Annotated in this window: 13 protein-coding genes; 1 reads left to right on the top strand and 12 read right to left on the bottom strand. The window is 58.5% G+C overall.

The genetic code is table 11. The features are described 5' to 3' along the window. Positions 1–4 precede the first annotated feature (4 nt). The 5 genes from sucA to sdhC all read right to left on the bottom strand — a co-directional run bounded on the left by sucA (position 5) and on the right by sdhC (position 6,247). Positions 5–2,812: a 2-oxoglutarate dehydrogenase E1 component gene (sucA, locus tag ABVR31_RS13310; protein WP_021508537.1), complete on the bottom strand. Its 2,808-nt coding sequence runs from the start codon at positions 2,810–2,812 to the stop codon at positions 5–7. 206 nt (positions 2,813–3,018) lie between these two features. Next, positions 3,019–3,735, bottom strand: coding sequence for a succinate dehydrogenase iron-sulfur subunit (locus tag ABVR31_RS13315; protein WP_021508538.1), 717 nt, complete (start codon positions 3,733–3,735; stop codon positions 3,019–3,021). Positions 3,736–3,749: 14 nt separating this feature from the next. Beyond that, the gene (gene sdhA, locus ABVR31_RS13320) at positions 3,750–5,516 is read right to left on the bottom strand and encodes a succinate dehydrogenase flavoprotein subunit (RefSeq protein WP_021508539.1); all 1,767 of its coding nucleotides are present in this window, start codon (positions 5,514–5,516) and stop codon (positions 3,750–3,752) included. Continuing rightward, entirely contained in the window at positions 5,517–5,864 is a 348-nt protein-coding gene (gene sdhD, locus ABVR31_RS13325) for a succinate dehydrogenase membrane anchor subunit (RefSeq protein ID WP_021508540.1), read from the bottom strand. It lies immediately after the preceding gene. After that, on the bottom strand, positions 5,858–6,247 hold the full coding sequence (sdhC, locus tag ABVR31_RS13330; RefSeq protein WP_021508541.1) for a succinate dehydrogenase cytochrome b556 subunit: 390 nt from the start codon (positions 6,245–6,247) through the stop codon (positions 5,858–5,860). Before sdhC ends, sdhD begins: the two co-directional genes overlap by 7 nt. 755 nt (positions 6,248–7,002) lie before the next feature. Here sdhC and ABVR31_RS13335 point away from each other — a divergent pair. Beyond that, positions 7,003–8,286, top strand: coding sequence for a citrate synthase (locus tag ABVR31_RS13335; RefSeq protein WP_021508542.1), 1,284 nt, complete (start codon positions 7,003–7,005; stop codon positions 8,284–8,286). 306 nt (positions 8,287–8,592) lie between these two features. Here ABVR31_RS13335 and nei read toward each other — a convergent pair whose 3' ends face one another. The 7 genes from nei to pxpB are packed head-to-tail and all read right to left on the bottom strand — an operon-like array spanning position 8,593 to position 14,160. After that, on the bottom strand, positions 8,593–9,381 hold the full coding sequence (nei, locus tag ABVR31_RS13340) for an endonuclease VIII (protein WP_058769449.1): 789 nt from the start codon (positions 9,379–9,381) through the stop codon (positions 8,593–8,595). A 12-nt stretch (positions 9,382–9,393) separates the two neighbouring features. Beyond that, on the bottom strand, positions 9,394–10,041 hold the full coding sequence (gene pcp / locus ABVR31_RS13345; protein ID WP_150058437.1) for a pyroglutamyl-peptidase I: 648 nt from the start codon (positions 10,039–10,041) through the stop codon (positions 9,394–9,396). A 7-nt stretch (positions 10,042–10,048) separates the two neighbouring features. Next, positions 10,049–11,065 (bottom strand): DUF979 domain-containing protein, encoded by a 1,017-nt coding sequence (locus tag ABVR31_RS13350; RefSeq protein ID WP_058757881.1) that lies wholly within the window; start codon positions 11,063–11,065, stop codon positions 10,049–10,051. After that, the gene (locus ABVR31_RS13355) at positions 11,065–11,793 is read right to left on the bottom strand and encodes a DUF969 domain-containing protein (RefSeq protein ID WP_021508546.1); all 729 of its coding nucleotides are present in this window, start codon (positions 11,791–11,793) and stop codon (positions 11,065–11,067) included. The genes ABVR31_RS13350 and ABVR31_RS13355 overlap by 1 nt, the downstream gene beginning before the upstream one ends. A gap of 57 nt (positions 11,794–11,850) precedes the next feature. Continuing rightward, complete coding sequence (gene pxpA, locus ABVR31_RS13360) at positions 11,851–12,588, bottom strand: 5-oxoprolinase subunit PxpA (RefSeq protein ID WP_058769446.1); 738 nt, start codon at positions 12,586–12,588, stop codon at positions 11,851–11,853. After that, on the bottom strand, positions 12,572–13,510 hold the full coding sequence (gene pxpC, locus ABVR31_RS13365) for a 5-oxoprolinase subunit PxpC (protein ID WP_058757884.1): 939 nt from the start codon (positions 13,508–13,510) through the stop codon (positions 12,572–12,574). The genes pxpA and pxpC overlap by 17 nt, the downstream gene beginning before the upstream one ends. Next, a complete protein-coding gene (gene pxpB, locus ABVR31_RS13370; RefSeq protein ID WP_021508549.1) occupies positions 13,504–14,160 on the bottom strand; it encodes a 5-oxoprolinase subunit PxpB in 657 nt (218 codons plus the stop codon). Before pxpB ends, pxpC begins: the two co-directional genes overlap by 7 nt. Positions 14,161–14,172: the final 12 nt, after the last annotated feature.

A 14,172-nucleotide genomic window follows, 5' to 3' on the forward strand; every position in this document is an offset into this window, starting at 1 on the left:
TTAATTAACCAAGGTTCAGCGCGTCATTGACCAGGTCTTGCTGCTGTTGTTGATGTACGGACATATAGCCCACGGCCGGTGAAGCAGAAGCCGGACGGCCTGCGTAACGCAGTGACGCACCAAATGGAACCACTTCGCGGAAATGATGCTGACTGCAATACCATGCGCCCTGGTTCAGTGGCTCTTCCTGACACCAGACGAAATCCTGAACATGGGCGTAATTCTTCAGCGCTTCCTGCACCGCTTTGTGCGGGAACGGATAGAGCTGTTCGATACGCACGATGGCGACATCGGTCTGCTCGTTCTTACGACGCTGTTCCAGCAGATCGTAATAAACTTTACCGGAGCACAGCACCACGCGTTTCACCTGCTGCGGATCGAGGTCGTCGATCTCACCAATCGCCGGCTGGAAGCTACCGTTGGCCAGCTCATCAAGGCTGGATACCGCCAGCGGATGACGCAGCAGCGACTTCGGTGACATCACGATCAGCGGACGGCGCATACCGCGCAGCGCCTGACGACGCAGCATGTGGTAGACCTGCGCTGGCGTTGATGGCACGCAGACCTGCATGTTCTGCTCAGCACACAGCTGCAGATAGCGCTCGAGGCGCGCGGAGGAGTGCTCCGGACCCTGCCCTTCATAGCCGTGTGGCAGCAGCATCACCAGACCACACATGCGGCCCCATTTCTGCTCGCCGGAGCTGATGAACTGATCGATCACCACCTGAGCGCCGTTGGCGAAGTCACCAAACTGCGCTTCCCAGATGGTCAGCACGCGCGGCTCGGCGGTGGCGTAACCGTATTCGAACGCCAGTACCGCTTCTTCCGACAGCACCGAATCCCACACCTTGAACTGACCCTGACCGTTATGGATGTGGTGCAGCGGAGTGTAAGTCGAACCGTTCTGCTGGTTGTGAATCACCGCGTGACGGTGGAAGAAGGTGCCGCGGCCGGAGTCTTCACCCGACAGGCGCACCGGAATGCCTTCGTCCACCAGCGTGGCGTAAGCGAGGTTTTCCGCGCCGCCCCAGTCGAACAGCTTGTTGCCTTCCGCCATCTCTTTGCGGTCGTTGTAAATCTTGGCAACGCGCGACTGCACTTCCACCGCTTCCGGAATGCTGCTGATGCGGCGCGCCAGCTCCTGCAGACGTTTCATGTCCACGGTTTCCGGGTAGCTCTCATCCCACTCGTGGTTGAGGTACGGAGACCAGGTGAACGAGTGCAGGCTCATCGGACGCCATTCCGGCACCACGCACTCGCCTTCATCCAGCGCATCGCGGTACAGGTTTACCAGCTCGGTGGCATCTTCCTGCGTGGCCACGCCTTCGCTTTCCAGCTGATCGGCGTAGATTTTGCGCGGCGTCGGATGCTTTTTGATTTTCTGATACATCAGCGGCTGGGTGGCGCTTGGCTCGTCGGCTTCGTTATGGCCGTGACGGCGGTAGCACACCAGGTCGATGAACACATCGCGTTTGAAGGTATTGCGATAATCCAGCGCCAGACGGGTAACAAACGCCACCGCCTCCGGATCGTCCGCGTTGACGTGGAAGATCGGTGCCAGCACCATTTTGCCGATGTCGGTGCAGTAAGGGGTAGAACGCGCATCTTTCGGATTCGAGGTGGTGAAGCCCACCTGGTTGTTAATCACGATGCGTACGGTGCCGCCCACTTCGTAACCGCGCGCCTGCGACATGTTCAGGGTTTCCTGCACCACGCCCTGGCCAATAACCGCGGCGTCACCGTGAATGGTGATCGGCAGAACTTTGTTGCTGCCCGGCTCCGCCAGACGATCCAGACGCGCGCGCACCGAGCCCATGACGACCGGGCTTACAATTTCCAGATGCGACGGGTTGAACGCCAGCGCCAGGTGCACCAGGCCGCCTTCGGTTTCCACGTCTGACGAGAAGCCCATGTGGTACTTCACGTCACCGGTACCGAGGTGCTCTTTGTGCTTGCCGGAGAACTCGTCGAACAGATCCTGCGGTTTTTTACCCAGCACGTTGATCAGCACGTTGAGACGACCGCGGTGTGCCATGCCCAGCACCACTTCACGCGTGCCGCTCTTGCCGGCGTGGCGAATCATTTCGCGCAGCATCGGTACCAGCGCATCACCGCCTTCCAGCGAGAAGCGTTTGGCACCCGGGAATTTCGCGCCGAGGTATTTTTCCAGGCCCTCTGCCGCCGTCAGCTCTTTCAGGAAACCTTTTTTCTCGTCCGCGCTGAATGACGCATGGCCCACTACCGATTCCAGACGCTGCTGAATCCAGCGCTTCTCTTCGGTGTTATTGATGTGCATGTACTCTGCACCAATCGAACCACAGTAGGTCTGCTGCAGTGCGGCATAAAGATCGGCCAGCTTCATGGTCTCTTTGCCAATGGCGAAAGAGCCTACGTTAAAGCTTTCCTGAAAATCGGCGTCGGTCAGATCGTGGAAGGCCGGATCGAGATCCGCCACGCGCTCCTGCTTCCACAGGCCGAGCGGATCGAGGTTAGCGTGCTGATGGCCGCGGAAGCGGAACGCATTAATCAGCTGCAGCACTTTAACCTGTTTGGAATTAGCGGCCGGATCGGTGACTGTGGAGGTGTAGCGGGTGGCGTCTTTCGCCAGGCGGCGGAAGTATTCACGCGTCGTGGAGTGAAACTGCTCAGGTTTCACGCCGGTGCCCGGCAGCTGCTGGAACATCGAGCGCCACACTTCATCAACAGAGTCAGGATCGGTCAGGAAATCCTCATAGAGTTGCTCTATGTAGGACTGGTTCGCGCCGGCCAGCCAGGAGGAGTCCAGCCAGGGTTTCATCGCGCTGTTCTGCATTGTGATCCCTTAAGCATTAATCTGCTTTTTTGAGGTTTCATTTGTTGCCGCTTTCGCGGCTTGCCGTAGTGAGTTCAGCGATACGAACCTGTGCGCAACCGGCGCCTGGCCCGTAAGGGAACCTTTATAAGCGTGGTCAGTACCGCGCTTATAGAGGCTTCCGTAAACGATCGGGAACCTGGGTTCCCGATCGTGACTTCCGTTTGTTACGCCCCGCGCTGCAGCAGCATCGACTTAATATGGCCGATGGCGCGCGTTGGGTTTAAGCCTTTCGGGCACACGCTCACACAGTTCATGATGCTGTGACAGCGGAAAACACTGAAAGCATCATTCAGATTGTCGAGGCGCGCATCGGTTTCGGTGTCGCGGCTGTCAATCAGGAAGCGGTACGCCGCCAGCAGGCCGGCCGGACCGATGAACTTGTCCGGATTCCACCAGAACGACGGGCACGACGTGGAGCAGCAGGCACAGAGAATACACTCGTACAGGCCGTCCAGGTGCTCACGCTGCGCAGGCGTTTGCAGATGCTCGCGCGCTGGCGGATTTTCCCCATTATTCAACAGGAAAGGCTTAATCTTCTCATACTGAGCATAGAATTGTCCCATGTCCACCACGAGGTCGCGGATTACCGGCAAACCGGGCAGCGGACGGATAACAATCTTCTTGCTGCCATTGCCCAGAGCGGAGACCGGCGTGATACACGCCAGGCCATTTTTACCGTTCATGTTGAGGCCATCGGAGCCGCACACGCCTTCACGGCAGGAACGACGGAAGGCCAGCGTAGGATCCTTCTCTTTCAAACGGATCAGCGCGTCCAGTAGCATCATGTCGCGACCATCTTCCGCTTCGAGGGTGTAATCCTGCATGCGCGGTTTGTCATCGACTTCCGGGTTGTAACGATAGATAGAAAATTCGAGTCTCATGATGATCTCCGCAATTAGTAAGTACGCGCTTTCGGCGGGAAGGCCGCACGCAGTTTCGGTTGCATGTTCACCTCACGGCGCGTCATGCTTTCCGTTTGCGGAACATAGAGGCTGTGGCACAGCCAGTTGGCATCATCACGCTCCGGGTAGTCGAAGCGGCTGTGAGCGCCACGGCTTTCGGTGCGGAAGTTGGCCGCTACCGCGGTGGCGTAAGCGGTTTCCATCAGGTTATCCAGCTCAAGGCATTCGATACGCTGGGTGTTGAAGTCCGGTGAACGGTCATCGAGACGCGCGTTTTTCAGGCGCTCACGAATCTCTTTCAGCTCGGCCAGGCCTTCACGCATCGCATCCCCTTCACGGAATACCGAGAAGTTGTTCTGCATGCAGCGCTGCAGCGCCTTGCGGATTTCAACCGGGTCTTCACCGGTGGTGTTGTTTTCCCAGCGGTTGAAGCGGGCCATCGCCGCGTCGATTTCATCTTCGGTGGCGTCGCGCAGTTCGCCCTGCTCAGCGATGCACTCCATCAGGTGAACACCGGCCGCGCGGCCAAATACCACCAGGTCGAGCAGCGAGTTGCCGCCAAGACGGTTTGCGCCGTGTACTGATACGCAGGCAATTTCACCTACCGCGAACAGGCCCGGAATCACTTCATCTTCGCCCTGCTCGTTGACGCGCAGCGCCTGACCGGTCACGCGGGTCGGCACGCCGCCCATCATGTAGTGGCAGGTCGGGATAACCGGAATCGGTTCTTTAATCGGGTCGACGTGAGCAAAGGTACGCGACAATTCGAGGATGCCCGGCAGACGGGATTCCAGCACTTCAGCGCCCAGATGGTCGAGTTTCAGTTTGATGTGTGGACCCCATGGGCCGTCGCAACCGCGACCTTCACGAATTTCCACCATCATTGAACGCGCCACCACATCACGGCCCGCCAGATCTTTGGCGTTCGGCGCGTAGCGCTCCATGAAACGCTCGCCATGCTTGTTCAGCAGATAGCCACCTTCACCACGGCAGCCTTCGGTCACCAGCACACCCGCCCCGGCGATGCCGGTTGGGTGGAACTGCCACATCTCCATATCCTGCATTGGCACGCCGGCACGCAGCGCCATGCCGACGCCGTCACCGGTGTTGATGTGGGCATTGGTGGTGGACTGATAGATACGGCCAGCACCGCCGGTCGCGAGGATAGTGGCTTTGGCTTTGAAGTAGACCGTTTCACCGGTTTCGATGCAGATGGCGGTACAGCCGACGATCGCGCCGTCAGCGTTTTTCACCAGATCCAGTGCATACCATTCGGAGAAGATGGTGGTTTTGTTTTTCAGGTTCTGCTGATACAGCGTATGCAGCAGGGCGTGGCCGGTACGGTCGGCAGCAGCAGCGGTACGCGCCGCCTGCTCACCACCGAAGTTTTTCGACTGGCCACCAAACGGACGCTGATAAACGCGGCCGTCATCAAGACGGGAGAATGGCAGGCCCATGTGCTCCAGCTCCAGAATCGCTTCCGGACCGGTTTTACACATATATTCGATCGCGTCCTGGTCACCGATGTAATCGGATCCTTTGACAGTATCGTACATGTGCCATTCCCAGTTATCTTCGTGGGAGTTACCCAGTGCCACGGTAATCCCGCCCTGCGCCGATACGGTGTGGGAACGGGTTGGGAACACTTTGGATAACAGAGCACAGCTCTGGCCCGACTGGGAGATTTGCAGCGCGGCGCGCATACCCGCACCACCTGCGCCGATCACCACGGCATCAAATTCTCTGACTGGCAAACTCATTTACACACCCCACACCACAACAGTTCCATAAATTGCATACGACAACAGCGCGACCACAATCACCAGTTGCAACACCAGACGCGTTGCCAGCGGTTTCACGTAGTCGGTCAAAACCTGCCACATGCCAATCCAGCCGTGGACCAGAATCGAGAACAGCGTCAGCAACGTGAACACTTTGGTAAAGGAGGAAGCGAAAAAGCCGCGCCAGACGTCATACGTCAGCGTGCCGGTCATCACGACAAAACCGAGGATGTAGAGAATGTAGAGCGTAATTAAGATTGCAGCAGCACGCAGTAACAGCCAGTCATGGATACCGTTGCGTCCTAATGCAGAAGCATTGCTTACCATACGAGGACTCCAGCCAGAATTGAGAGCACGACAGTGATAACAAAAACCGCTTGCGCGGTACGGGTTCCCACCTGCAGGGTTTCTGCCGTAAAACCGAAGTCGGCCAGCATGTGACGAATGCCGCTTGCTGCGTGATATGCCAGCGCGGTCAGAATGCCCCACATGATGAATTTGGCGAAGAAGCTATCCATGATGGATGCCGCTTGCTGGAAACCTTCCGGAGAAGAGAGGGAGAGACCCAGTAACCAGAGCAGAATTCCGAGAGCGACAAAGGTAATCACGCCGGAGACGCGGTGGAGAATGGACGATATTGCAGTAACGGGAAACCGGATCGTCGAGAGATCCAAGTTAACAGGTCTTTGTTTTTTCACGGTTTTGCCCACACAGCTCTTTTTTATTTTGCTTCCTCCGGTCCTGAGTTACAGAAGAGCACAGTGCGTGTTCGGACTGCAACCGCCACCAAAATAGCAACATCCAGTGTTAAATGAAGCGGGTAAAACGCTGGGTGGCTCCTGGTGTCAGGGTATTCCGGAGACCTGGCGGCAGTATAGGAGGATCACATTCTGATTACAATTCCCCTACAATCTCTTTGGTCACATTTAAGCTGAACAGTGATCCGCCTCACGTATTTCACAATTTATACATTTTTAATTATCTGATTTGACAATAGATCAACATTTCAGTTACAAACGAACGCACTAAAACCCTATGATGCATAAAAGTTATGGGGATACACTTTCCCCTAAGCTCAAGTTATGTAACATTGCCTTTACGAGCAACACAAACCGTCAGGTTATTGGTTACCAAGAAGTTATGTCGTGACAGGATCTTTAACATCCACGATGTGCAGCGCGTCATGCCCGGACACCACCGATTGGCTTTACACATTTCGCTCCGTAACCTTGCAGCATGAACGTTACCGCTGAGTGATGCTGTGAAGATTCTGTTTTAGCCTAAGTCGTGCGGGTTGCAACAAGGCAGTAAGCGTGCAAATGATGGGCGTTTACGCAAGTAAATGACCGCACTGCGCGCGCGCAGCCAGTGTAGCAGCGGCCCGAAAATACGGCGGGTAAACGCAACATGATGACTGTTCTGGTGTCTAAGATCCTTACCTACTAAGGCGCTATGGAGACGAAAAATGACAGATAAAAAAGTGACGCTAACCCTACAAGATAACAACTCCGTGGAACTGGATGTGATGCAAGGCACGCTGGGACAGGATGTTGTTGATGTCCGCGCCCTTGGCTCAAAAGGCCTGTTCACCTTCGACCCCGGTTTTACCTCTACGGCGTCCTGCGAATCAAAAATTACCTTTATTGATGGTGATGAAGGGATTTTGTTACATCGCGGTTTCCCTATCGATCAGCTGGCTACCCACTCCAACTATCTGGAAGTGTGCTACATCCTGCTGAACGGCGAAGCCCCTACTCAGGCGCAGTACGACGAGTTCCGCACTACCGTAACCCGTCACACCATGATTCACGAGCAGATCACCCGCCTGTTCCACGGCTTCCGTCGTGATTCACACCCGATGGCGGTGATGTGCGGCGTGACCGGCGCGCTGGCTGCCTTCTATCACGATTCATTAGACGTGAATATTGAACGTCACCGTGAAATCGCCGCCTTCCGCCTGCTGTCAAAAATGCCGACCATGGCCGCGATGTGTTACAAATACTCCATCGGCCAGCCGTTTGTGTATCCGCGTAACGACCTCTCCTATGCCGGTAACTTCCTGCACATGATGTTTGCTACGCCGTGTGAAGAGTACAAAGTGAACCCGGTGCTGGAACGCGCCATGGACCGTATCCTGATCCTGCACGCTGACCACGAACAGAACGCATCAACCTCTACCGTGCGTACCGCCGGTTCTTCCGGTGCCAACCCGTTTGCCTGTATCGCCGCCGGTATCGCCTCGCTGTGGGGACCTGCGCACGGTGGTGCCAACGAAGCCACGCTGCGTATGCTGGAAGAGATCAGCACCGTCGATCACATTCCGGAATTCGTGCGTCGCGCCAAAGATAAGAACGATTCGTTCCGTCTGATGGGCTTCGGTCACCGTGTTTATAAAAACTATGACCCGCGCGCGACCGTGATGCGTGAAACCTGCCATGAAGTGCTGAATGAGCTGGGCATGAAGGACGACCTGCTGGAAGTGGCGATGGAGCTGGAGCACATCGCGCTGAACGACCCGTACTTCATTGAGCGTAAACTCTATCCGAACGTCGATTTCTATTCCGGTATCATTCTGAAAGCGATGGGCATTCCGTCATCAATGTTTACCGTGATCTTCGCGATGGCGCGTACCGTTGGCTGGATTGCGCACTGGAAAGAGATGCACGACGAAGGCATGAAGATTGCCCGCCCACGTCAGCTCTACACCGGTTACACCGAGCGCGAATTCAGCTCGGCGCTGAAAAAATAACAATCAGGGCGGGTTATCCCGCCCTTTTCTTTTTAGTACACGGCGAATGTTTGGGGCGCATCGTGCCAAGCCCTGCCTGGCTGAGCCCCGTTTCAGGCGTCCTCGCGCCGCTGACGCGGTACCTTCACACCCTTCGTCAGTCTGACGGACCGCCGGAGCCATGCGGTCTCATCCTGACTTCCTCATGCTGTTCAGCGCTGCGGATTGCCTGCCCCGGGGCTCAGCCAGTCAGTGCATTAGCTCTGGTGCGGTTTGCCGGAAGACGATGATGGCCTGTCCCGCGCCTCTTCTATTGATGACCAAAACTCAATGCTGACAGCCCGGACACCAGTAAAACGGTCGTGATGACAGTACGCCCTTCTCAATGACGGTACCGCAGCGCCGGCACTTTTTGCCCTGGCGGTGAAACACCTCGAAACGAAACGCCGCCTCTTCGTGATACTTCTTCATGCTGCCACGCATCTGATAAGACAAACGCGGCACCGCCAGCATGGCGTGGCTCAACGCATCCAGCTGCTGATCGCTCAAATCCTGTGCACGATGCTGCGCCAGCAAACCGGCGTGCCACAAAATCTCGACGCGCAGATAGTTGCCGAGCCCGGCGAGAAATGCCTGATCCAGCAGCAAACCGCTGAACTGGCGGCGACGAAAACGCGGCGACAGCAGCCGTTCGCGCACCTCTTCCACCGTCAGCGTGGCGTCCAGCACGTCCGGTCCGACGCGTTGCAAAAACGGATGCGCGCCGAGCGTATCTGCGTTCAGCAGCTCAATATCCGAAGCGCTATACAGCAAAATTGCCCGGTCGGCATTACCCAGCCGCACGCGCAGCTGGCGCGAAGTATTGGGCTCAGTCCCGCTCGGCACCACACGCCACACGCCGTACAGCTGATTATGGCTGTACAGCGTCAGTCCGTTAGAGAAATGCGTAAGCAGTGCCTTGCCGCGCGTTTCAAAGGCGTCGATGGTTTCCCCCATTAGCGCCGGTTCGTAGGTCTTCAGCGCCGGAAAAGCAAACCACACCTCGGTCAGAGGCTTGCCCACCATTGCCGCTGCAAGTTGATCCGCCGCGCGGCGGATCTCCGGTCCCTCTGGCATAACCGCTCCTGATTAATGGGTTGCGCCGCCCACTTCGCGAATGTCTTTCTCTGTGCTGAGAATCACCTGCAGCGACGTTTCCAGCGCCTGGATCACACTGGCGGTCGACATACTCGGTGCGCCAGGATGCTGCGCCGCCTGCTGCGGCATATAAGGAATATGCACGAAACCGCCGCGTGCTGCGCTGCCTGTGGTCTGCAGCCAGTGCAGCAGGTGATACATGACGTTATTACAGGTAAACGTCCCGGCGGTTTGCGACACCGAAGCCGGAATTCCCACTTCGCGCAGTGTCGCGACCATCGCTTTGATCGGCAGCGTGGAAAAATAGGCCGCCGGTCCCCCGGCGACAATCGGCTGATCGACCGGCTGCTGCTGGTCATTATCCGGAATGCGCGCATCGTTCACATTAATCGCCACGCGCTCTACGCTGATATCGCTGCGCCCGCCAGCCTGGCCGACGCACAGCACGCGGTGCGGCTGCAGCTCTTCCAGCGCGGCGGTAAGCACCTGGCCGCAGCGGGCGAATACCACCGGCAGCTGGCGCACCACAATCCGCGCGCCGCCGAACTCCCGACCATCAAAGCTGCGTACCGCTTCCCACGACGGATTAATGCGCTCGCCGCCAAACGGCTCGAACGCCGTCATTAACACCGTTTTCATCGCAACCTCACAGGAACATCAGGAAATAAAGCAGGAAAATATTTACCAATAACAGTAGCACACCGGTTGGCACCTGAGCCTTGATCACCGCGTTACGGTCCGGCAGCTCCAGTAAACGCGCCGGAACAATATTGAAGTTGGCAGCCATCGGCGTCATCAGCGTGCCGCAGTACCCGCAGAACATGCCGATCGCCGCCATCACCGCCGGATTGCCACCGTGCTGCAGCACCAGAATCGGAATACCGATGCCGGCGGTGACAATCGGGAACGCCGCAAACGCATTGCCCATCACCATGGTCAGCAACGCCATGCCCAGCGCATATACCGCGACCGCAATCAGCCGGTTATCCACCGCCAGATAGTGTTCGGTCAGATGCGAAATCGCCGTGCCGACGCCAGCGCTGGTAAACAGCAGGCCAAGCGTGGCGAGAATCTGCGGCAAAATAAACGCCCAGCCCACCGCATCCAGCAAACGCCGCGTCTCCTGCATCGACTGCAGCGGCTTCTCGTGGGTAAACTTCAGCGCAATCAGCCAGCCCAGCACGCAGCCAATCATCATCGAAAACAGCGTGACCAGCGTCGAATGATTGCCCGGGCCAAACACCCTCTCCTGCAGACCGGGAATATGATTGAACGCCAGCACGCCAATCACCGTCACCAGCGGGATCGCCAGCGCCGGCAGAAACAGCTTGTTGCCGAGACGCTGCGCGCTCTGCTGCTTCTGTTCATCGCTGCGCTGATGATAGCGACCGAGGCGCACGCCGCCGAACCCGGCAATCAGCGCCATGACCACTACCGCCGCGCCCACGGCAATATGCAACCAGCGACGTCCCAGCTCCGCATCACCGGCCCACTGCCCCATCAGTTGATAAGCACCGTCGCCAATCAGGAAAATCAGACCGTACAGCGCCCAGAATAAACCGGTGGTAAAACGGCGCGGGTTGGCGCTATCGCGCCATGACAGCAGCGCGACAATCAGCAGGATCGCCCCGGCCAGCCACATCAGATACTGTTGCTGAAACATCACTCACCTCCTTTTGCGCGCAGCGCCTGCTGGTTGAGCGCGCCCAGCTCACGCGACAGCTGACGGTCGAGCCGCACCAGTCGCGCAGCATGAATCAGGAACGCACACAGCGCGGTCGGAATGCCCCACAGCGCGATGTGCAACGGTTCGGTGCTGATGCCCGCCGACTCCTGCATAAAGTTGTGCATAAAAATGATCGCGCCGAAGGCCACGAAAATATCTTCACCGAAGAACAGCCCGACGTTATCGGTGGCCGCCGACATGGCGCGCAGCCGCTGACGAATCTCCGGTGATACGCTGCCGTAACGGTTTTCAGTGGCACCTTCGGCCATCGGTGCCAGCAGCGGACGCACCATCTGCGGATGGCCGCCCAGGCTGGTCAGCCCCAGCGCCGCAGTCAGCTCACGCACGAACAGATAGACGATCAGTAAACGGCCGGCGGTGGCGGTTTTGATCCGGGCGATCCACGTCTGCGCACGCTCTTTCAAACCGTGGCGCTCCAGCAATCCGATGACCGCCAGCGGTAACAGCAGGATCAGCGGCAGATTACGGGTATTGAGAAAGCCGGAACCGAGCTTCTCCAGAATATCACCGAGCGGCATATGCGCCGCCAGCCCGGTGACAAAACCGGCAACAATCACCACCAGCACCGGGTTGAAGCGCAGCACAAAGCCAAGCACAATCGCGGCAATGCCAAGTAACGGCCAGAGATTGACCACGTTATCCATGTTTTCCCCTCGTCAGAAATAAAAAGCCCGGCAACAGGCCGGGCTAACAGTCAATGATCAGGCGCTGGTGACAGCAATCTGATTTGTCGCAAAAGCGGCGCGCAGCGTGCGGGCAAATTCCAGCGCATGGGCGCCATCGCCGTGCAGACAGACCGTCTGCGCGTTCACCGCCACCCATTCGCCGCTGACGCTGCGCACCTGACGCTGCTGCACCATGGTGAGCGTCTGCGCCAGCGCCTGCTCAGCCTCTTCGATTAACGCCCCGGGCTGGCTGCGCGGCACCAGCGCGCCACTAGCCAGATAGCCGCGGTCAGCAAACACTTCTTCGCGCGTGCGCAGACCATGATGCGCGGCGGCGGCAATTGAGGCGCTGCCCGCCAGGCCAACCAGAATCAGCGCCGGATCGACGGCTTTCACCGCGCGCGCAATCGCATCCGCCAGCGCTGCATCCGCCGCTGCCTGGTTATACAGCATGCCGTGCGGTTTCACGTGCACCAGCTTCGCGCCTTCACTTTCGGCAAGGCTTTTCAGGGCACCAATCTGGTAGATCACCTGCGCGTAGACGGTTTCCGGCGGCAGTTGCATGGCGGTCCGGCCAAAATTTTCCCGGTCGGGAAAGCTCGGATGCGCACCAATCGCCACGCCATTGGCGCTGGCCCAGCGCACCGACTGCAGCATGGTTTCGGCATCGCCGGCATGGAAACCGCAGGCGATGTTGGCCGAGCTCACCAGTTCCAGCAGGGCCCGATCGCTGGCACTGCCTTCACCGAGGTCGGCGTTAAGATCGATCTTCATGAGCAAGCCCCCAGGCTATCTGATCAAGCGAACGTTGCTGCTGCTGTTTGGCCAGCAGCGCCTCCTCCAGCGTGCAGCGGATGAAGTGAATCGGTTCTCCCAGACGAATCTGCGCCAGCTGATAGAGATCGGCTTCGATGACGCAGGCAATACGCGGATAGCCGCCGGTGGTTTGCGCATCGGCCATCAGCACAATCGGCTGACCGTTCGGCGGCACCTGCACCACACCCGGCACCAGGCCGTGCGACAGCAGTTCACGTGCGACACTGCGCTGCAGCGGACTGCCCTGCAGCCGGTAGCCCATGCGGTTACTTTGCGGGCTGAGCTGCCACGGGTTACGCCAGAATGCGTCCTGCGCGTCGTGGGTAAATTCGTTGTACTCCGGCCCCGGCAGTGCGCGGATGCGGTTGCCCCACAGCAGCTGCCGTACGCCAGCCTGATGGCTGAAGCGGCGCGTCGGCTTGCCCAGCGGCAGCTGATCGCCATCCTGCAGTTTACGTCCCTGCCAGCCGCCAAAGGCCGCTTTGAGATCGGTGCTGTGCGATCCCAGCATGGCGTCGATGGCGAAACCGCCGTTCACCGCGAGATAGCTGCGCATACCGCGCGTAGGCATGGACAGACTCAGCACCTGGCCTTTTTTCACCGGCAGACGCCAGCCGGTCCACACCGGCTGGCCATCCAGTTCGGCGCTGCAGCTGGCACCGGTCAGCGCAAACCAGCCGTCGCGACGAAACTCCGCTTTGAACTGGCCGAGCACAATCTCCAGCACCGCGCTGTTTTCGGCGTTGCCGACCAGCATATTGGCCGTGCGCATTGAAGGCTCATCCAGTGCACCGCTCAGGCTGATGCCGTATTGCCGCCAGCCGTGGCGGCCGCGATCCTGCACCGAGGTCATTAATCCGGCACGCAAAATGTTTAACATACGCCCTCCCGTTGTGGCACGAAGCGGACGCTGTCGCCGGGACGCAGCAGCGTCGGCGGCTGCTGTTGTGGATCGAACAGGCTAAGCGGCGTGTGACCAATCAACTGCCAGCCACCGGGCGCGGCCAGCGGATAGATGCCGGTCTGGCTGCCGCCAATGCCCACCGAACCGCCAGGCACCACCAGCCGGGGCTCGGCGCGACGCGGCGTGTGCAGCCGCTCATCCAGCCCGCCGAGATAAGGGAAACCAGGCTGAAAGCCAATGAAGTAGACCACGTAATCCGCGCTGCTGTGCAGCTCCACCACCTGTTGCGAGGTCAGATCCGCCGCACGGGCCACCTCCGCCAGATCCGGACCGCCCGCGCCGCCATACACCACCGGAATCTCAACCTGACGCGGCTCGGCCAGCAGCACCTCGCTCTCTTCCCACCAGCGCTGCAAACGCTCAATTGCATCCAGCGCTTTCAACTGCGGATCGCGCAGCAGCAGCGTCAGGTTATTCATGCCCGGAATCACTTCCGCGATCTGCTCATTCTGCTGCAGCCGCTGGCACAATCCCCAGATGCGCTGCTGGCTGACGAGCGAAACCGGCGGTTCCAGCTCCAGTACCACCGCCCGCTCACCCAGCAGATAACAACGTGCTCGTTGCAAAACCCACCTCCC

It is taken from the genome of Pantoea sp. WEP (assembly GCF_041678305.1).
GTDB lineage: Bacteria > Pseudomonadota > Gammaproteobacteria > Enterobacterales > Enterobacteriaceae > Pantoea > Pantoea dispersa.